The organism is Marinilabilia rubra (genome assembly GCF_003121985.1).
Taxonomy (GTDB): domain Bacteria; phylum Bacteroidota; class Bacteroidia; order Bacteroidales; family Marinilabiliaceae; genus Marinilabilia; species Marinilabilia rubra.
The window spans coordinates 184,518-205,132 of sequence record NZ_QEWP01000002.1 but is presented as its reverse complement, the minus strand read 5'-3'; the positions used below and the strand labels follow the sequence as shown (position 1 = coordinate 205,132).

Annotated in this window: 14 protein-coding genes; 11 read left to right on the top strand and 3 right to left on the bottom strand. The window is 40.6% G+C overall.

Features of this window, described 5'->3' with window-relative positions:
- Positions 1-104: 104 nt before the first annotated feature.
- The 4 genes from DDZ16_RS03640 to DDZ16_RS03625 all read left to right on the top strand — a co-directional run bounded on the left by DDZ16_RS03640 (position 105) and on the right by DDZ16_RS03625 (position 5,937).
- Positions 105-548, top strand: a complete 444-nt coding sequence (locus tag DDZ16_RS03640; protein ID WP_146192192.1) for a hypothetical protein — start codon at positions 105-107, stop codon at positions 546-548.
- 173 nt (positions 549-721) lie between these two features.
- Positions 722-4,042, top strand: a complete 3,321-nt coding sequence (secA, locus tag DDZ16_RS03635) for a preprotein translocase subunit SecA (protein WP_109263071.1) — start codon at positions 722-724, stop codon at positions 4,040-4,042.
- A gap of 6 nt (positions 4,043-4,048) precedes the next feature.
- Positions 4,049-4,864, top strand: coding sequence for a prolipoprotein diacylglyceryl transferase (lgt, locus tag DDZ16_RS03630; RefSeq protein ID WP_109263070.1), 816 nt, complete (start codon positions 4,049-4,051; stop codon positions 4,862-4,864).
- Positions 4,865-5,265: 401 nt separating this feature from the next.
- Positions 5,266-5,937: a transposase gene (locus DDZ16_RS03625; RefSeq protein ID WP_109263069.1), complete on the top strand. Its 672-nt coding sequence runs from the start codon at positions 5,266-5,268 to the stop codon at positions 5,935-5,937.
- Between the two features lie 179 nt (positions 5,938-6,116).
- On the opposite strand, the gene DDZ16_RS03620 is transcribed toward DDZ16_RS03625, so the two are convergent.
- Entirely contained in the window at positions 6,117-6,698 is a 582-nt protein-coding gene (locus DDZ16_RS03620; RefSeq protein ID WP_146192191.1) for a porin family protein, read from the bottom strand.
- Positions 6,699-7,191: 493 nt separating this feature from the next.
- On the opposite strand from DDZ16_RS03620, the gene DDZ16_RS03615 reads away from it, so the two are divergent.
- The gene (locus DDZ16_RS03615) at positions 7,192-8,466 is read left to right on the top strand and encodes an LVIVD repeat-containing protein (RefSeq protein WP_109263067.1); all 1,275 of its coding nucleotides are present in this window, start codon (positions 7,192-7,194) and stop codon (positions 8,464-8,466) included.
- A 398-nt stretch (positions 8,467-8,864) separates the two neighbouring features.
- Positions 8,865-10,106 carry a M48 family metallopeptidase gene (locus tag DDZ16_RS03610; protein ID WP_109263066.1) on the top strand — a complete coding sequence of 414 codons (1,242 nt, stop codon included), beginning with the start codon at positions 8,865-8,867 and terminating at the stop codon, positions 10,104-10,106.
- Positions 10,107-10,326: 220 nt separating this feature from the next.
- Here the strand turns inward: DDZ16_RS03610 and DDZ16_RS03605 are convergent, their stop codons facing one another.
- Positions 10,327-10,971, bottom strand: coding sequence for a hypothetical protein (locus DDZ16_RS03605; RefSeq protein ID WP_109263065.1), 645 nt, complete (start codon positions 10,969-10,971; stop codon positions 10,327-10,329).
- A gap of 1,201 nt (positions 10,972-12,172) precedes the next feature.
- Here DDZ16_RS03605 and DDZ16_RS03600 point away from each other — a divergent pair.
- The 4 genes from DDZ16_RS03600 (at position 12,173) to DDZ16_RS03585 (ending at position 17,068) form a co-directional block, all read left to right on the top strand.
- Positions 12,173-12,862, top strand: coding sequence for a phage tail protein (locus DDZ16_RS03600; protein ID WP_109263064.1), 690 nt, complete (start codon positions 12,173-12,175; stop codon positions 12,860-12,862).
- Between the two features lie 43 nt (positions 12,863-12,905).
- Complete coding sequence (locus tag DDZ16_RS03595) at positions 12,906-15,560, top strand: choice-of-anchor D domain-containing protein (RefSeq protein ID WP_109263063.1); 2,655 nt, start codon at positions 12,906-12,908, stop codon at positions 15,558-15,560.
- 301 nt (positions 15,561-15,861) lie between these two features.
- A complete protein-coding gene (locus tag DDZ16_RS03590) occupies positions 15,862-16,080 on the top strand; it encodes a PLDc N-terminal domain-containing protein (RefSeq protein WP_109263062.1) in 219 nt (72 codons plus the stop codon).
- A gap of 142 nt (positions 16,081-16,222) precedes the next feature.
- Positions 16,223-17,068 (top strand): DUF4349 domain-containing protein, encoded by an 846-nt coding sequence (locus DDZ16_RS03585; RefSeq protein ID WP_109263061.1) that lies wholly within the window; start codon positions 16,223-16,225, stop codon positions 17,066-17,068.
- A gap of 493 nt (positions 17,069-17,561) precedes the next feature.
- On the opposite strand, the gene DDZ16_RS03580 is transcribed toward DDZ16_RS03585, so the two are convergent.
- Positions 17,562-18,980, bottom strand: a complete 1,419-nt coding sequence (locus DDZ16_RS03580) for an SDR family oxidoreductase (protein ID WP_109263060.1) — start codon at positions 18,978-18,980, stop codon at positions 17,562-17,564.
- Between the two features lie 625 nt (positions 18,981-19,605).
- Between DDZ16_RS03580 and hemH the strand changes: the two genes are divergently transcribed.
- Positions 19,606-20,613: a ferrochelatase gene (gene hemH, locus DDZ16_RS03575; protein WP_109263059.1), complete on the top strand. Its 1,008-nt coding sequence runs from the start codon at positions 19,606-19,608 to the stop codon at positions 20,611-20,613.
- Positions 20,614-20,615 lie beyond the last annotated feature (2 nt).

The following is a 20,615-nucleotide window of genomic DNA, read 5'->3' as shown; positions in this document are numbered from 1 at the left end:
TTCTGTGATTTACCCCAAACGCCTGTGTTAAAATCCGTCGAAAACCCCCGAAAATTGCAAAACTTTTAACATCTTTACGCTTCGAAACAAACAGGATGTTTATCGTGCGCAACTATTCGGAAATAGGATGTTTAACTCTGCTGGGTGTTACCCTTACAGTTTATGTAGCTGTAGGTAGCTGTCAGCCGGGGACCGATATGTCCGATTGGTCGCGAAAAAATATTAATGCAGAACCTGTTGAGAAGTCTGTGACATTAAATCGCAGCGGAAAGCATTATGTATTCAGGGTTTCTGCAAAAACATCGCAAAAGGGCAATGAAAACCCTGTTCAGAAAAATTCTACCATAAATATTCAGGGAAGTTCAGACCTTCTTGATTTTACTTCCCTGCCACAAAATAATTCATTCCTGTCACTTCCGGTTGTAGTTGGTTACACTAATCCCGGTAGAATGCTGATATCAGATATAAAACCTTTTGATGTCAGCTTCTTTAAAAGTCTTCATCCTGCTTCTTATGCTGAAATCAGAGCAGGACCTTTCCAAATTTAATTTTTTGCAGGATTATTTTATCTTAATAGTCCGTAATCTTTTTATTTCCAAAGATGAAGTGGTTAGTTAAAACAGCCTCTGACATCTAAAATTCTTAAGGTCTCAATTTTAAAGATCTTAATGTCTTGAGTCTAATAATCTATAGATCTTACATCTAATAATCTTTATTTAGTATGTCTGTTTTTAATCAAATAATGACCAAAATGTTTGGCAGTAAGTATGAGCGTGATCAAAAGCTGGTGCGCCCTGTTGTCGAACAAATAAAATCGGTTTCTCCGGAGATAGAGAAACTGTCGAATGACGAATTGCGGGACAGAACCCTCAAGTTAAAAGCTACTTTGAGGGAAGCTACCAAGGAGCAACAATCCAAAATTGATGAGCTTAAACAAAAGGCCGATACCGAAAAGCTCTCTATCAATGAAAAGGAAGATATCTACGACCAGATTGACAAACTGGAAGATGAGATTACCGAAAAACTTAATAAGGAGCTGGATAATATTTTGCCTGAAGCTTTTGCTGTGGTTAAAGATACAGCCCGTCGGTTTAAAGAAAATGAAACCATTGAGGTAACGGCTACAGATTTTGACCGAGATCTGGCTGCTTCCAATGACTTTGTTGAGATAGAAGGCGACAAGGCTGTTTACTACAATTCATGGATGGCCGGGGGTAACGAGATTATCTGGGACATGATTCACTACGATGTTCAGCTTTTTGGTGGGGTAGTGCTTCACCAGGGTAAAATTGCTGAGATGGCTACCGGTGAAGGTAAAACGCTTGTGGCAACATTGCCGGTTTTCCTCAATGCGCTTACCGGAAGAGGGGTTCACCTGGTAACAGTGAACGATTACCTGGCCAAGCGTGACTCCGAATGGATGGGGCCGCTTTTCATGTTCCACGGATTGAGTGTGGATTGTATCGACAAGCATCAGCCCAACTCAGAGGAACGCCGTTCTGCCTATAAAGCAGATGTCACCTATGGTACTAACAATGAGTTTGGTTTTGATTATTTGCGTGACAATATGGCCACATCGCCCAAAGATTTGGTTCAGCGCAAACACAACTATTCTATCGTCGATGAGGTCGACTCTGTTTTGATTGACGATGCCCGTACACCGCTTATCATCTCAGGTCCGGTGCCTGACAAGGGAACCGATGAGTTGTTTATGGAGTTCAGACCAAAGGTGGAGAAACTATTTGAAGTTCAGAAAGCGCTGGTAACGAAGATTCTTGCAGAAGCTAAGCAGAAGCTGAAGTCTGAGGATTCCAAAACCCAGGATGAAGGGGCGTTACTGTTATTACGTGCTTTTAAAGGATTGCCTAAAAATAAGGCCATCATTAAGTTTCTGAGTGAGCCCGGCATTAAAGCAAAAATGCTGAAGACAGAGAATTTCTACATGCAGGAGAACAATAAGAACATGCATGTGGTAACCGATCCGCTCTACTTTGTTATTGATGAAAAGACCAACTCGGTAGAGATGACTGATAACGGTATTGACTTAGTTACCGGAAGCAGTGACGATGCCCAGTTTTTTGTGTTACCTGATATCGGCTCTGAGTTGGCCACTCTTGATAAAGACGAATCGCTTAGTGAAGAAGATAAAGTAGCTAAGAAAGACGAATTACTTCAAAGCTACTCGGTTAAATCCGAACGTGTTCACACCGTCAATCAGTTGCTTAAAGCTTATGCCATGTTCGAAAAGGATGTGGAATATGTAGTGATGGACAATAAGGTGAAAATCGTTGACGAACAGACGGGCCGTATTATGGAGGGCCGCCGATACTCCGATGGTTTGCACCAGGCCATTGAAGCCAAGGAACGCGTTAAAGTGGAGGCTTCTACTCAGACTTACGCGACCATTACGCTTCAGAACTATTTCCGTATGTATAACAAACTGGCAGGTATGACCGGTACAGCGGAAACAGAAGCAGGTGAATTATGGGACATTTACGAACTGGATGTGGTGGTTATTCCTACCAACCGTCCTATTGTCAGAAAAGACCATGAAGATCTTGTTTACAAAACTACGCGTGAAAAGTACAATGCGGTTATAGAGGAAGTATCAGGTCTTGTAAAGGCCGGGCGTCCTGTACTGGTGGGTACAACCTCTGTGGAAGTATCGGAATTACTAAGCCGTATGCTTAAAATCCGTGGCATCAAACACAATGTTTTGAACGCCAAGCAACACCAGCGTGAAGCCGAGGTGGTGGCAGATGCCGGTAAGGAGGGCGTTGTAACCATTGCTACCAACATGGCCGGTCGTGGTACCGACATTAAGCTTTCGAAAGAAGTTAAAGAAGCCGGTGGTTTGGCTATTGTAGGTACTGAGCGCCACGAGTCCCGCCGGGTTGACCGTCAGTTGCGTGGTCGTGCCGGTCGTCAGGGTGACCCGGGTTCTTCTCAGTTCTTTGTGTCGCTTGAAGACAATCTGATGCGCTTGTTTGGTTCCGACCGTATTGTGAAGTACATGGATCGTATGGGTATCGAAGATGGTGAGGTGATTCAGCACAGTATGATTACCAAGAGCATCGAACGTGCCCAGAAGAAAGTGGAGGAGAACAACTTTGGTATTCGTAAGCGACTGCTGGAGTATGATGATGTGATGAACTCCCAGCGTGAGGTGATTTATACCAAACGTCGTCATGCCTTGTATGGTGAACGTATCCAGGTGGACATATCCAATATGATGGATGACACTTGCGAAGGAATTGTGACTGAATATCAGCAAAATAATGACTTCGAAGGTTTCAAAACCGAGCTGATCCGTACCTTCTCTGCCGATTCTCCTTTTAATCAGGAGGAATTTATGAAGACCAAAGCAGATGATCTGGTTGACCAATTACATGCCAAAGTTTGGGATGGCTATCAGCGTCGCATGGAAACCATCGCGCGTCAGGCTTATCCTGTCATTAAAGACGTGTATGAAAATAAAGGTCAGGTTTATGAAAACATCGTTGTGCCTATTTCTGATGGTCAACGGGTTTACCAGATTACAACCAATCTGAAGAAAGCTTATGAGACTGAAGGGGCTGATCTGGCTAAATCGTTCTCAAAAGCCATGCTGTTGCTCACCATTGATGAAGCGTGGAAAGAGCACTTACGTGAGTTGGATGACCTGAAAACTGCGGTTCAAAATGCTTCTTACGAACAAAAAGATCCGTTATTGATTTATAAGTTCGAATCGTTTGATCTCTTTAAGACGATGATTGATGATAATAACCGCAAAGTTGTTGCATCACTTGCTAAAGCACACATTCCTATCCGGGACGCCAGTCAGGTGAAAGAGGCTCAGGAGCGCAAGCGTCAGGATATGGGGCGATTGAAGATGCAGAAGGACGAGCTGCCCGGTGTCGGTATTCCCGGAGGAGGCCAGCAGCAAAGTGGCCAGAAAGAGAAGCAAAAGGTGCAGCCGGTGCGTGTTGAAAAGAAAGTTGGCCGTAACGAGCCTTGTCCTTGCGGAAGTGGTAAAAAGTACAAACAGTGTCACGGAAAATAATTGTCTATGTTTTTATTAAACTATATCACGTGGAATCCCGACCCTGAGATTTTTTCTTTAGGGCCTCTCTCAGTCAGATATTACGGGTTATTTTTTGCAATGGCATTTTTGCTCGGATATTATATCATTGAGCGGATGTTTAAAAGAGAAGAGTTGCCGGAGCAATGGCTTGATAAGTTGTTTCTGTATGTAGTAATCGCTACCGTAGTAGGTGCCCGCCTTGGCCATGTTTTCTTCTACGGGTGGGACTACTACTCACAAAACCCCGGCGAAATTCTGGCTGTTTGGCATGGCGGTCTTGCCAGTCACGGAGGTGCCATCGGAATATTGGTGGCCATTTATTTGTACTCCAAAAAGGTCACCAGGCGCCCTATGCTCTGGATACTCGACCGTTTGGTGGTACCTGTAGCTTTGTCGGCTGTTTTTATCCGGATGGGAAACTTAATGAATTCCGAGATTGTGGGTGATGTGACCGATATTTCATGGGGATTTAAATTCCTGAGAGCTTCGGTACCCGATCCGGAATTGCCCCGCCATCCTACTCAGATATATGAAGCCTTGGCCTACCTGATAACCTTTGTATATCTGATGTATATGTATTGGAAAACCAATGCACGCCTGCGGAAGGGACTTTTATTCGGAATTTTTCTGGTTGGTATCTTTGCTTCCAGGTTCATTATTGAATTTGTGAAGGAGAATCAGGAAGCTTTCGAACAGGGAATGGCCCTGAATATGGGACAAATACTAAGCATCCCCTTTGTGGTTGCCGGATTGTATTACATCCAGAAGGCCCTTAAGCGGGGACCGATAAAAAAACAATGATCAATTATCACCGATCAATAAGCAAATGATCAGTGGTTATTATTTCGACATAAATTTTTGGGCAATGGCCGGCTATTAATTAGCTGGCCATTGTTTTTTATCGAAACGAAGGATTCTTTCTATAGGTGTAAAGGGGAATTTAGGCGCGGCGGATTCCGAGCCGCCGTTCTTATTAGGCGGATCAGTGTTCAGCTTAGCTGCTTTGCATTTCAAAGAATCCACCATACCTGATCCCTGCGTGCTTAGCTGTTTCTCATGGCGGATCGGAAACCGCCGTACCTTGAGGTTAGGAAATGGGGTTGAGTTTCTATATCTAGTATTTTTCCCAAAAAGAAATAAATTGAACTTTTTGCAATCGCCCCTATAATCCTTATATTTCCTATCCTAAACCCCATCCAATTATGAAAAAAGAACATTACCGTCACCGCCTACCCCACTTTCATTCACCCGGACAAACGTATTTTATTACCTGGTGTTTGCAAAGTGCCACTCCCCGACATGCTTTAGGAAAATATACATTTGAATTAGAGAGTCTTCAAAAGAAAATGGAGTTGGCCAAAAAAGGAATTTCCCACATAGACAAGATTCAATTACTTAAAGAGGAATACCGCATTATGAGGAAGAAATATATGAAAGCATTGCATGACTTTCTGGATGATGATAAATATCCTGAAGTGGATTTGTCAAAGCCTGAAAACTCACGTATTATTTCAAATTCCCTTCTTTATTGGGAAAATGAGAAACTCAGGAATCTGGCAATTTTAGTGATGCCAAATCATGTCCATTGGGTAGTGGAGGCCTTCGATAAAGACAGATTTGGGGAATTGGTTTATTTGCAGGATGTTCTTTACTCAATAAAGAGATTTTCTGCTGCAAGGATTAATAGGCAGGAAAATCGCAGTGGACGACTTTGGCAAAAAGAGAGTTTTGATACTACAATAAGAGATGAAGACCATTTGCAAAAATCTATAATTTATACATTAAACAATCCTTTAAAAGCCGGTCTGTGCTGTGAATGGAAGGAATGGCCGGGTAATTGGGTAAATGAAGAATATAGAGAAATAATGGACTGACTGAGGCTTGGAGGAGGTAATAGGTATGGCGGATTCCGATCCGCCATGTATAAACGGCGGATCGGCTTCGGCTTTGCCGCTTTCCTCAGAAAGAATCCGCCGTACCTTATTGGAGCCCCCCCTTTAAAGGCAGTTTTACGCCTAGCTTTGCCTTTTTCCTGAGAGAAGCCGACCTATTCTCAAAACAATCCCATCCCAAGCCTCACTTCAAAACGATTGTATTTGAAGCTTCTTTCTACCTCTCTCAGCCACCAGTCTTCCCGGATAACTGAAAAAGCCTGATAACGGTAACCTGCCGTCATAAAAAGATTGAAACTGCCATTGATATGGAAGATATATCCAATTTTGGCGCCTGCATAAGGACCGCCTTTGGTGTCTTTGACGGTCATGTATTCCAGTTTCAGGTCTTCCAGAGGGAATCCATGTCCCAGGGAACCACCTAAGAAAATGCCACTGCTGCCTTTCTTTGGCAGAAACAGTTTTACATCAGGCCCCACCGACAGCATAGAGATGTCGAACCAGTCAATTCCGGTAACTACCCCCAGTGCAACACGGTTGCTTACCCGGAAATTGTGTCCCATATGCAGGGAATGCATGTGTGTTTTCTTATCGTTTTCCGACCCGATTAGTTGGCCGTATGAAAGGAAGTTCATATAGCCATTTGTTTTGGAGACTTCGGTATCTCCCGGCACCGATGGATCATTTTGGGCATACATCCCAAAAGAAAGCATTAATAATAGAAGTGTGATTGTTCGTTTCATAGGGAGTTGTTTCTTAGGTAGACTGTTTTTTTGTGAAACAGTTGCGTAAATATATGTATAAATCCCGCGCAACCTTTTGGATTTTTTGTCATCTATAAAATAGTTTTCAGAGGATAGTTAAAGTTTACAGATAAATAGAAAACCGTTTTTGGGGCTAAAAACTATGAAGTTTATTTCCACCGAAATTACAGCTCCAAAGCCCCTTGACAATAGGTGTTAGTGCATAGATATAGTTTTATTGGATAGTTATAGTTCTTACTACTTGATAAATTATGTGCTTAAGACCAGAAATTTTTTAATCGTGATTTTGAACTTGTTTTATCTAATCAATAACTTTTTCAATAGGTTGTTAGACTTTTATATTGGGCTTTGTATTAATGATTTGTTTTTGATCCATTAAATGAATCATCTTAAATCTTATATCTAAAAATCTAAATGTCTATTGCTTTGATATACATTTTCCAAATCAAAAACTTATCTAAATCTTATACTTATGAAACGCCTTTTATTCACCTTCATGCTTATGAGCCTTGCGCTTGGTTTTTACTCATGTAGTGACCAGGTGGAAGAAACTTACAGGGTAAACACTCCGGTTTACATGACCTATGGAGAATTAAGATCCGCCTTTAATGTTAAAAGTGCCGAAGTAATCCACCAGCCCGGCAAGATCTATTTCAAGGATGATTACATCTTTGTTAATGAGTATCAAAAAGGGATTCATGTGGTAAACAATGCTGATCCATCCAATCCCGAGATTGTATCTTTTATAGAGATTCCCGGTAATGTGGATATGGCCATTAAAGGAGACAAGTTGTACGCCGACAGTTACATCGATTTGCTGACCATCGATATCAGTGATATGAACAACATCACTGAAGTCGATCGTGACACCAGTGTTTTTCCTTATATCATTCCTGAATATGAAATAGGCATGCTGGGTGGTATTGATCAGAGTAAAGGGATTGTAACCGGGTATCAAATGACTGAGAAAACAGAACCTTTAGGTGATCAACAATATAACTACGTAACGTTTCCCCGTTGGGAGTCCGGTTTTTTTAACCTGGATGCCGCTAAATACAGTGGTGTTGGTGCTTCAGGTACCGGTACAGGTGGTTCTATGGCCCGGTTTACGGTTTATGATAATTATCTGTATGCCATCGACAATGCTTCCCTTCACTTGTTTGATGTGTCGAATAATTCCAACCCCGAGTTTTCAAAAAAAATCACCATCAGTTGGCAAATTGAAACCCTCTTTCCTTACAACGAGATGCTGTTTATTGGCTCACAGAGTGGTATGTTTATTTACAGCCTTCAAAATCCTGCCAATCCTCAGTTTATATCTGAGTTTACTCACGCCACTGCTTGTGATCCGGTGGTTGTGGAAGGCGATTATGCTTATGTCACCCTTAGAGGCGGGAACCTGTGCGGGGCCATTGAGAGTTCGCTTGAAGTGATCGATATCTCCAATCTGGAGTTTCCCGAATTGTTGGAAACGTATCCCATGAAAGAGCCTTATGGACTAGGAGTTGATAACCAGGTGCTTTTTGTGTGTGATGGCGATGACGGACTGAAAGTTTACAATGCCGAAGACCCGTACGCCATAGATGATAATATGATTGCTCATTATGCCGATATTGATGCTTTTGATGTTATTCCACTGGGCGACGTATTGCTGATGATAGGGGAGGATGGCCTTTATCAATACGATTATTCGAACCCTGAAGATATCAAAAGGTTGAGTTACCTGCCGGTTTATGGAGACAGGTAAATTAGCTAAGGTTCTGCCGGTTTTAAAACAACATAAAAATCGCTTTTGAATTACCTGAAATTGTGTTGATGAGAAAGATTGGGGTGAGATGTGATGGTTTGGCTGTCATGTCTCTCCCCTTTTTTGTTGTTGAACCCGTTATACTCTCCCTAAATTGATAAACTTTATGGTGGATCAAATCCACCATGCATGGAAAGGTTAAGCCGTAGTTTTGAGTCTTTCTTTTTCACTGCCTGCTCATACATGTTTTACTATCTGCTTTATCCTCTCTCTCTTTTGGTAATACCCCACTTTACAATTAAGTTTGCACCCTCAATATATATCTGAAAACTGAACTGATCACTGAATACTGATATTTGATTTCTGATAATTGCTCATTGATAACTGATAATTAAAAAATGGATCATACAATTTTATTCTACATCATCATCGCCATCTTATTGATTGATACCCTTTGGGGATGGCTTCTGGAAGAAATGAATCGCAGAAGTTGGGCCCACAAAGTGCCTCAAAGACTGACAGATGTTTATCCGCAGGAGAAATTTGAAAAGCAGAAGCAGTACCGGAAAGTCAACCATCGTTTCGGAAAAATATCTTCCACCTTCAGTCTGGTAGTGCTATTGGTTTTTCTGTGGTTTAACGGGTTCGCTGTTGTTGATGATCTTGTGATGAAGGTAACTAACCATTGGTTGTGGCGGCCGCTCTTCTTCTTTGGAGTCATTGGCATTGCCTCATCCCTCATCGGATTGCCCTTTTCAGTTTATCAAACTTTTGTGATAGAGGAGAAGTTCGGTTTCAATAAAACCACTCCAAAGGTTTTTGTGCTGGATCAGATCAAAGGTCTGCTGCTCGGAGCCGTTATAGGCGGATTGTTGCTGGCGCTGGTGGTTTGGTTTTACCAAGTGGCCGGCGAGTGGTTCTGGCTGTATGCATGGGGAGGATTGTCGTTGTTTATGATCTTCTTCAGCAAGTTCTATACAACTTTGATTTTACCATTGTTTAATAAACAAACACCCCTTGAAGAGGGGGAGTTGCGCACGGCTATTGAAAACATGAGCAAGCGTGCCGGATTTACTCTGGACAACGTTTATGTGATGGATGGCTCAAAGCGATCCACCAAAGCCAACGCGTTCTTCAGTGGATTTGGCAAAAACAAACGCATCGTGCTTTTCGATACTCTGATCAACGACCTGGAAAAGGATGAAATTGTTGCCGTTCTGGCCCATGAGATAGGGCACTTCAGACTGAAGCACATCATCTGGAGCACCGTTTTGGGTGTGTTGCAAACCGGATTGACCTTATTTCTGTTGGGGTGGTTTGTCAATGAGCCTGCGCTATCCCAGGCTCTGGGTGTTGAGGAACCGGTGTTCCATATCGGACTCATCGGTTTTGGTATTTTGTATAGTCCTGTGAGTGGTATTCTGGGACTGGGTATGACCATTTTCTCGCGTAAAAACGAGTACCAGGCCGATGCTTTTGCCGGTGAGCATGCCAAGCCCGAAGCATTACAATCGGCACTGAAAAAGATCTCGGCCAATGCGTTGAGCAATCCCACGCCGCATCCATGGTTTGTGTTCTTTAATTATTCGCATCCACCGTTACTGAAAAGGCTTGAAGCGCTGGATGAAGCTAAGAGGTGAGTTGGTAAGAAAGAAAGTCATAAGACAGGAAATAAAAAACCGGGGGTTTCACATTGAGTGAGCCCCCGGTTTTTTGTATTAATCAACTATCAGTACTCCGTTAAACTTATGCAAAAAGCTATAAATCAATATTTTGGAATTATACTCTTGGTTTGATTAAGGTCTTGGTTATTAGCACTATATGGTTCATCTTAAATCTAATATCTAAAAATCTAACGATCTATTGAACTATCATTCTTGCTTTTTTATAACCGTGATAGAAATTCGGGTCACTCTGTTTAAAGGTTGAGATCAGCTTGTCAATCTGCTTGGTGGTCAGGTTATGTGCTTCGCCCAACAGAAAACTGATTTGGTTGGTGGCAATGCTCGACTTTATTTGAAAGGCACGCGGTTGACCTTCGATTTCCAGAAGATGGTTATAGTCGTTTTGTAAGTCGGTCAATTGTTCTGGCTGCATTCCAAAATCCTTGATGAGCACGTCCTTTAATTCGGTAGCTGTTTCGATAATAGATTTTACACGAATAAAAAACTTATCATATGAAAGGCGGAAAAGCGCGCTTGTGCTGTCGCTCATAATACGGGCCAATTCATTATCGCCAATCATGTGGGCATAAGCCGCTACCAAATCGTTAATAATATCAGCCTTGGCAGCCATGGTTTTTTTGAGGGCCAGCTTCGATTTTCCAATAGAGACTTTCGCCTCAGCCTGAGCCTCGCTTGCTCTCTCAAGGGCAGTAAGCTTGTGCGTCAGTGTCTGTTTGGCATCCACCAGCCGGGCAATGCCTTGCCACTTGTTTTTATGCTCGTCCAAATAACTGTTAACTGCTTCGAGCATGTTTCTTTTATTTGTCTGATACTCATTCATGATCTTTCTGATTTGAAGGGTAGTGTTATGAGTAATAGTTCGTTAAAACTTTTAATCTGCTATTTAAAAAACCAAACTTTTTTGGGCTAAAATGCGGGTTGTTAGTGTTGCATAGTTTCTCTTAAATCTAAATATCTAACGACGTATTCAATAAGCTTAATAAAGAAACATAAATTTTTAATACAATGAGTGGAGTTTATAATAGAATGTGACAGACCTTAAGAATCCTTTGATGAATGTAGAGTAGAATATGATATAAATCAAATGAGTTATGATAAACCTTAAGGTAGTTATACATGATATAAATATGAACATGATATTTATGTAGATGCCTATGAATAAAATTAATCAGGCAATGTAAAGGTTAAAATCCTTTATGCTATAATCAGAGAAGACGATGAATTAAATAAAAACACTTATGCCTTTATCAGAGATGATTATGACTTTTATAGAGATGGCTATGATTGTAAAAATTACGGTTATGATAATTGTTGAGAAGCTTATGAATTTATTAAAGAATTGGATGATTAATGTAGAGTTACCTATGAATGTTTATGATATATATATGATTACTGTGGAATGGAGTATGATTTAAATAGAAAAGCTTATGAAAAACGTTGGGTCCATTATGATAATGATTTAAAAGACTATGATAGATAGTTAGAATTTTATGAATATTATAGAGAGCTTTATGATAGGTGTAAAGTGACAGATGTTAGGCTGTTAAGCAATTACAATAGGTATTTAGCAATTTATTAAGTATAGGTGGTGACTCTCTTTAATAGCTAAAGTGACCAAGCATAAGCCGATCCCCCGTATTTAGTTTGGTGGTGGGTTTTTGTATTGAACATGCCCTAACAATCTCTAATAACAAAAACTCAAGAGTAAACTCCGGCACAAAAACAGTCCTTCGGTATCAATATTTCGTGGGTCGTATTGTCCACAAATGGTCAGGTATGAGAAGCGGATGCACTTTCCAACCCGTAGCAGGGAAAGAAAGAACTTTAGACCCCATTGTTTGTCTTTTGGTCAAAAAAATGTTTTTGTTTTTATTTTATGATTATTACCAATTAAAAGAAAAAGTATCTTTCCAGTTTAATTTCAGTTGTTTAATATTATTCATGGTTTACGTTCTTTTGAACTTAATAACTTGTTGAGTAGCAATAATTCAATTATATTAATTTTCTAACACTCATTTACAATGAAAGATGTTTTATTAAAAAAAACCTTACTCGCTTTTTGTTTCATTATTTCTCTTTTGTTTATCGGTTCTCCTAAAGCCACTTCTCAGGAAGGTTTTGTTGGAGAAATTCGAATGTTTGCCGGGAATTTTGCACCTCGCGGATGGGCATTTTGTGACGGACAATTACTTCTTATCACAGAATATACGGCTTTATTTTCTATTTTGGGAACTACCTATGGAGGCGATGGAAGAACCAATTTTGCTTTGCCCGATTTAAGAGGGCGCGCGCCTATTCAGGCAGGACAAGGCCCGGGTTTATCTTATTATCCTTTAGGCGCAAGAACGGGGCGTGAAACCATTTCTCTCACGACTTTGAATCTTCCCAGTCATTCTCACCTGGCGCAATTAGAAGATGCTACTACAAATGTGAATATTAAAGCCAGCTCGAGTACAGGAACATCCTCTGTACCCGGTCAGGGAGGGGCTACCACAATAGCTGCTACAGGAACCGGCCGAACCGGAGGTCCTGAATTATACAATACCGAAAACCCGGATGTTGAGTTAAATACCGGATCCCGACAAGCTACAATTAATGGAACAATCAATGTTTCTAATACAGGAGGTAGTCTGCCGGTGAGTAATGTTCAGCCTGTTATTGCCATCCATTACATAATCTGTCTTAACGGTATTTATCCCTCTCGTAACTAAAAGATTAATGTGATCTTTCTAAACAATTAAGAATAAATTGAAAATGAAGATACGAATATTAAAACCTTTAGCATGTTTAATGGGATTTCTGTTGGCCTTGATGTTTCCTGATACGGCAAATGCCGCTGATTTGGAAGTTTCTGGAATAACGAGCCCTTCTTTAGCAAATGGCACCTATACTCAGCAAGATAATTTATTCGGCTATGCCTCTTGGAAAATGGTGAATGGCTCCAATACGTATTATATCTATAATGATGATTTTAATGGTGAACGCTATTGGAATATTGATGATAATACAATTGACGACATAGGGGATGAAGTGATTTTTTACTCAACAAATCCTTCCACGGCAGCTTCGCCGGCAGAAATAAATTCCTGGGATTCGTTCATCGGTGCAACAGGTATGGTTGTTATTACAGAAGTGGGAGAACCCACTGTTCCCGAAATTTCGGTTTTTGGTAATGGCATTGAAATACTGGATGGTGATGTAACTCCTGGTTTTACTGATCATACCAAATTTGGTTCGGCCGATGTGAGCACAGGCAGTGTTTCCAGAACTTATACAATTCAAAATTTTGGAGCAGGTACATTAAATATTTCTTCTGTTCTGATTTCCGGAGACCATGCCTCAGATTTTTCAATTGTAACTAGTCCTACATCAAGTGTGGCAGGTTTAGGAGCCACTTCCTTTTCTGTTGATTTTAATCCATCCGCAGAAGACAGCAGGAACGCAATTATTACTGTCTATAGCGACGATTCTGATGAAGGAGATTATTCTTTCTCTGTTAATGGACATGGCTTCTCAGAGAGAGATTTATATGTCTCGGGAGTTACTACCCCTTCTGCTTCCAATGGGAATTACATTCATCAGGGAGTGTTGAACAATTACGAGTACTGGAAACATGAAACAGAGGATTATTATCTGTATAATGATTCGGAAGAAAACCGGATATGGAACCTTGATGTCGATTTAACAGGGACGAACAGCAATTATTTATTTTTTAAGCTGTCCGATAAAACAACGCCATTGAGTCTGACGGACTGGACAAATAACACCAACTCCGGAAACGAGTCTTCTGGGGCGCCATTTATAACCGAAGGTGAGCCGTTACCTGAAATTGATGTTAAAGGCAACGAAGTGTCGATTGCTAATGGTAATGATATACCAGCATTAGCTGATCATACTTATTTTGGTGTGACAGAAGTTAACTCGGGAAATGTTTCACGTACCTTCACCATTGTCAACCATGGAAATGCAGATCTTGCTTTATCAGGCGTACCTTATGTAATGTTGGATGGAGGAGGTGCCTCTTCTTTTGAAGTAACGACACAACCGTCAACAACAACCATCGGCTCTTTGTCATCGGTTACTTTTGAGGTAGCGTTTGATCCAACGGAAGAAGGTATAAAATCTGCAAGCGTAACAATTGTCAGTAACGATCCAGATGAGGGAACTTTTACATTTTCTGTTTCAGGAGAGGGGATTTATCCATACAATTTCACTGCAAATGGTTTGGATGTTCCCGGTGATGCCAATGGTACCTATATTTATCAAGGAATCAGCAATAGTTTTCCTTACTGGAAACATCAAATTTTGGGCTATTACCTATATAATGATCAATATTTAACGGACGGTCCTTTCTGGAACATTGATGCAGACCTAGATGATGCGGATGTTTTGTTTTACTCCGAAAATCCTTCTGAAGAGTCATGGCCCGGCCTTGTGAATTCATGGACTGCGGAAGGAACAAATTCCGGAACACCTGTTTTTGCAAAGTTAGAGCCTGAAATATTTGTTGAGGGAAATCTTGTGGAAATAGCCAATGGAGATGCAAGTCCCGAAGCTTCTGATAATACTGATTTTGGTTCGGTTAATATGACCAGTGGTTCGGTAAGTAAAACTTTTGCCATAAAAAATACAGGAAACAGTGATTTGCAACTGACAGGCAGCCCAATTGTTCAAATTTCAGGTGCTAATCAATCTGACTTTGTTGTTTCGTCACAACCATCAATGAATACCGTTTCGACTTCAGGAACGGTTAATTTTGTGGTAACTTTTGATCCTTCGGAAGGCGGGAGCCGGGTTGCAACTGTATCAATTGCCAATAATGACCAGGACGAGAATCCATATGCTTTTGCCATAAGCGGGAATTCGTTAGTTCTACCGGTTGTATCTACGTTGTCGGTAAGCGATATTACGGCAATTAGTGCGACGGGAAATGCTGAGTTGTCAGAGCTGGGAATACCTTCTGTTTCAGTTTCAGGAGTTTGTTGGAGTGAGACTTCCCTGCCAACAGTTGATGATTTTAAAACCATTGATGGTCCTGTGGATGTTACGGGAATGTTTTCATCGCTTTTGAATGGTCTTTCACAAAACACCACCTACTATGTACGTGCATATGCCACTAATGAAGATGGTACTGTTTATGGAGATCAGGTGAGTTTTACCACTGCGGTAGCCACTGGTTCAAGTAGTTTGGAGAGCCGTGAAATAGCTCTTTATCCCAATCCAACTAAGTCGGGGTTTTATGTAGATGCAGGGCCCGATGATGCGGAACTTCTGGTTACAGATCTTTCAGGAAAGGTGGTTCATGAATGTATCGTTTCCGGTTCAACCTATGTTCCTGCTGAGAATTTACCTAAAGGCATTTATCTGGTATATATTGGTGGTAAGATTATGAAATTGATACAAGAGTAAACCTTAATTTTTTAGTATATTAAATCCGCAGCAACAATGCTTTAACCTGTTGTTGCGGATTTTGTTTTTTGTTGCATTTGATAATGCTTTATTATCCTTCCCCAGACCCCAAACCTGAGTTTGCCCCTTTCAAAAAATGCTCGTTCGTTTATTCCATGCACATTAAAAAAGTAATAATTCTATTATCTTTAAATTTGACTCAAAAACATTAAATTGTAATTACGAAGTCGCTACGCAGTTATCTCTCTTTGTGAAAAAAGAGATTTAAAATACCGAAAACGAAAAACATGAAGCTGATTTAATGACACTTTTATTTATGCTTTCATTTGTGGAGATAATAATACTTGTAGCCGTATTTCTGATAGTAGTGGTTCTCCCGATTATGGCAATTATAGATATCCAGAAAAGCCATTTCACCGTAAAATTGCAGTTGACCTGGTTGCTGCTGATTATTTGTCTACCGGGACTTGGAGCCATTTTATATTACCTTATTGGCCGCCGGCAAAAGTTGAAGAGATAGAGGCCGGGCAATTGACTGAATGGGTACCTGATTTTTTTGTATAATTTAGTCGTTAATAGTTTTGCCTTTTAAAAAAGTAAGACCATTTTGGTTATCTTCGAATTTGATTGATTCATCCATTTACTAATAAAACTCACCATCAATGAATATCAAAACCATCATCCCCCTCATTGTTTTAGCCGTTTTAATTCAATCGTGTGATCAAGTTCCTGATATTAAGCCATCTTCGTATAAGAAGGATAGGGTAGATTATGAAACAATTCCCGTTACCCGTCAGGCCAAGACAACAGAAAAGCTAAATCCACCCCCTTTGAAGAGGCAAGAAGAAATAAAAAAGAAGATAATTAAAGACGGAAGAATGGGGCTAAAAGTGGATTCTCTTGAAAATTCCAAGGCTCAGATAGATTCTTTGGTGAAGTTCTACCGAGGTTACTATGCAACTGAGAACCTAACAAAAACAAAAAGGGAAGCTACTTATGACCTAAGGATAAGAATTCCAAATGAAAACTTTGAGAGATTTTTGTCTGGTGTTGAAAGGGCTGAGGCCAGGATTTTATATAAAGAAATAAACGCTCGTGATGTTACAGAACAGTTTATAGATCTGGAAACCCGCCTTAAGAATAAGAGAAACTATCTTGCTCGTTACAATCAATTACTTCATAAAGCTAATACAGTAAAAGAGATTCTTGAAATTGAGGAGAAGATTCGTGGACTGGAAGAAGAAATTGAAAGTACGACAGGGCGTTTAAGGTATTTGTCGAACAAAGTGGCATATAGTACCCTCAGATTAGAGTTAGTTAAAGCTATTAAAATCAAGTCAAAACCGGTAGAGAAAGATAAATTTACCGAACAATTTGTTGATTCGGTGTCTAAAGGCTGGTACGGTTTTGTCGATTTTGTGCTGTTTCTCTTTAGAATATGGCCGCTATGGATTGTGGTTGGTGCTGTTATTTTTATTTGGAGGAGAATAAGGAAAAGAAGAAAATAGTTGGAATTTTATTTGTGAATTAGATGTTTTTATGGCCCGGGATGTTTATTCCGGGTTTTTTATGGAATCAATGGAGGATGAAATCCGCCATACCTATGGAGTTTCTGCCTTGGAATGATGCGGCATTGGTTCTTTTTAATCAACAAACCTAATATGTCCTTATATGCCTGATATGGTTCAAAAATCTTATGTTTCCTTATGTGTTTTATTCCGATGAATTATAGAGACAATTACTAAGTTTTAAAACGAATGAAACGAAAAAGGCTCGTTAGGGCTGTAATCTTGGGAGAAAAGGATGTTCATATATGGGCATAAGTCCTGTAGGGATGAAATTATTGTTTCGTACCATTCATAAAGAACAAGGGTTCTACCGATATTTCGTCCCCCCCCGGGACTTGAGGATAGATCAGAGCTTATTAATGACTAGTGTCAAGTCAAACTCAATCTTTATTCCAGAGCTCTTTGCCCCACACCCTACGCTTCTTGCCCCGCGCTATCTCCCAACCCTCCTGGCCATACCCTCAAAAATAAGATGGTGAAATGGCCATACCGAATACCAATAAAGGCGTCCCCATACCCCTTTGGGACGAAACGTTGCTGTTTGAATGAGTTTTTTGTCCTCAATTTTAAATTCGAGCCAGGCTTCACCCGGAAGTTTCATTTCAGCGTATAAAAGCAGACGTTTTTGAGTAGGAGAGGCTACCAAAACGCGCCAAAAATCAAGTGATTCACCGGCATTAATTTCAATAGGATTCTTTCTTCCACGGCGGAGGCCAACTCCACCCACTATTTTATCCAGAAAGCCCCGGAACTGCCATAGCCAGTTGGCATAAGGCCAGCCATTATCGCCACCCAGCGACCAGATGTTTTTTAAAGTAGCTTGTTCATCTGAAATGTCTAAAACCCGCTCATCTTTTAAGCAACCAAACTCAGGAACATTAAGATGTTTTTCTATGCCTTCCTCGATGGTGCGACTGGATAGTGCGTCCGTCCAGCTGGAAAGTACATTTTGTTGTTCAATTTTTCCGAAGGCCTGTTGGATTGCTTCTTCGTAAGTGAGTAAATCAATTCCGAGCCATTCCTGCAAAGGGTTCTTTTCTGCGATAACTTCAATCTTCATGCTGTCCACCAGATTGATGGCCAGTTTGTAGGAGGTTGAAGTCACGAAGTAAAGCCAGTAAGATGACAATTTAGGTGTCATCACGGGAACGGTGAAAATATGTCGCTTAAGTTCGCGTACTTTGGCAAACTTAAGCAGCATTTCCTTGTATGTTAATACTTGCGGTCCACCTATGTCAAAACTCTGGTCGTAGCATTTTTCGAAAAGCAAAACACCTTTCAGAAACTGCAGAACATTTCTGATAGCAATGGGCTGTGATTTGGTTTCCACCCACCTTGGCGCCACCATAACCGGCAGTTTCTCTACTAAATCCCGCATGATTTCAAAGGATGCGCTACCCGAACCAATGATAATACCCGCTCTTAAGGTTGTTAAGTGATAGGTGCCTTTTGAGAGTATGGCTTCAACTGTTTTTCTCGATTTCAGGTGATTCGAAAGCTCATTGGCATTAACAATACCACTCAGATAAATGACCTGATGTGCCTCCGTGTCAGATATACGGTTTTTGAAATTTTCGGCACAGTTTTTTTCCATCGAATCAAAATCGTGAATGGATGCTGACATGGAGTGGATCAGATAATAAGCAACGTCAATTTTTTGGGGAATGTCTCTTAAGGAGTCATAATCCAAAAAATCAGCTTTTATTACGTGAAGTTTAGTAGATTCATAGTATTCAGAATTAAAACGTTCAGGGTCGCGAACGCAGCAGAATACCTCATGGCCCTCATTAAGAAGAACCGGCAGAAGTCTTTTTCCTATATATCCGGTAACCCCGGTTAAAAGTATTTTCATATACTGTGCCTTATGAATGATAATTTCTGCAGATTGCCGGAGGTATTGAACATCGCTCCTGAGAACCTGTTTCAGTTATCTAACATTTTGCATCAATGTTATGTTTGAGATAATAGATTTTATCTGCTTTATTGTTAGTTTTATGGAGATGATTTATTATAAACAGGCTTAAACGCAGAGCCGCAATGTAGTTATTATGGTAAACGATTCGATGTTAATTTTTTTGTCTGTGGTAAAACAGGTCTTTGCCAATTGGTTTTAGCGTTAAAAACAAGTGTTGTAATTTATTTAACCTAAAGCAATCATTAGTTGTAACTTGGTATTGGACAAACAATCAATAGCTGGTATTTTATGTGGTTTGTGTGTTCCGATTTAGGTTTCGTGTGTTATACAAATCATCTTAAATCTTATCTCTGTAAATCTAAGGATCTAACCTGGATTATTCATAAATTATCTATTACAATGTTCAATTACCTGCCAAATACTGGCGTCCTCAATAAAACTGACTTGAAAATAGTTCACTATTTCCTTCATCAATTTTCTTTGCGGTTGCCAGTATTTATTGGTAATTATACATTTCATAACGAAAACTCATAAATAAACCAGGCTAATATAAATTAAACCAATGAGTAAAAAAGTCCTTCTTTTGGCTAATTTGGGATCGCCCGATTCATTTGCCGTGAAAGATGTTCGCAAATATTTGAGAGAATTCCTGATGGATGGCCGCGTGATTGATATCCCCAAGGTACCGCGTTATCTTTTGGTAAATGGCATTATTGCGCCTTTCAGGGCGCCACGCAGCGCGAAAAAATACAAGAGCATTTGGACTCAGGAGGGCTCTCCGTTGATTGTTTTGAGTGAGAAACTGCGGGCCAGGGTGGAGGAGAAGACCGGGTTACCTGCCTATTTGAGTATGCGTTATGGAAATCCCACTCCTCAGGCATCCTTGTCAGAGATACAGGAGTATCAACCAAACGCGGAAGAGGTGGTGCTGTTCCCTCTTTATCCGCATTATGCCATGAGTAGTTATGAAACAGCTGTTGAATATGTGAAGGAAGTTTGGGAAAAGGGAAATTACGCTTTTCAATTAAAGATTGTTGACCCTTATTACAATCATCCTGATTACATCCAAGCTCTTTCGAATAGTATAAAACCATTTCTCAGGGAGGAGTTTGATCATTTGTTGTTTAGCTACCACGGGGTGCCCGAGCGGCATATTTTAAAGGGTGACATTACAGGCAATCACTGTTTAAAGTCAACGGATTGTTGCCGTACTCCCTCACCGGCACATAAGTTTTGTTACCGGCATCAGGTTTTTGAAACCACACGGCTGGTAATAGAGCAACTTAACTTGAATGATGAGGAATACAGTGTTTCATTCCAGTCCAGACTGGGAAGTGACAAATGGCTTGGGCCTGCTACATCGGATGTTTTGGCTCAATTACCCGGCAAAGGGGTAAAAAAAATACTGGTTGTCACGCCGGCCTTTGTCAGTGATTGTCTTGAAACCATTGAAGAAATTGGAATGGAAGGCCGTGAAACTTTTCTAGAGGCTGGTGGAGAAAAATTTACTGCTATTCCATGTCTCAATCTCAGTGATGAGTGGGTGGAGGCTATAGGGAAAATGGTGTGAAG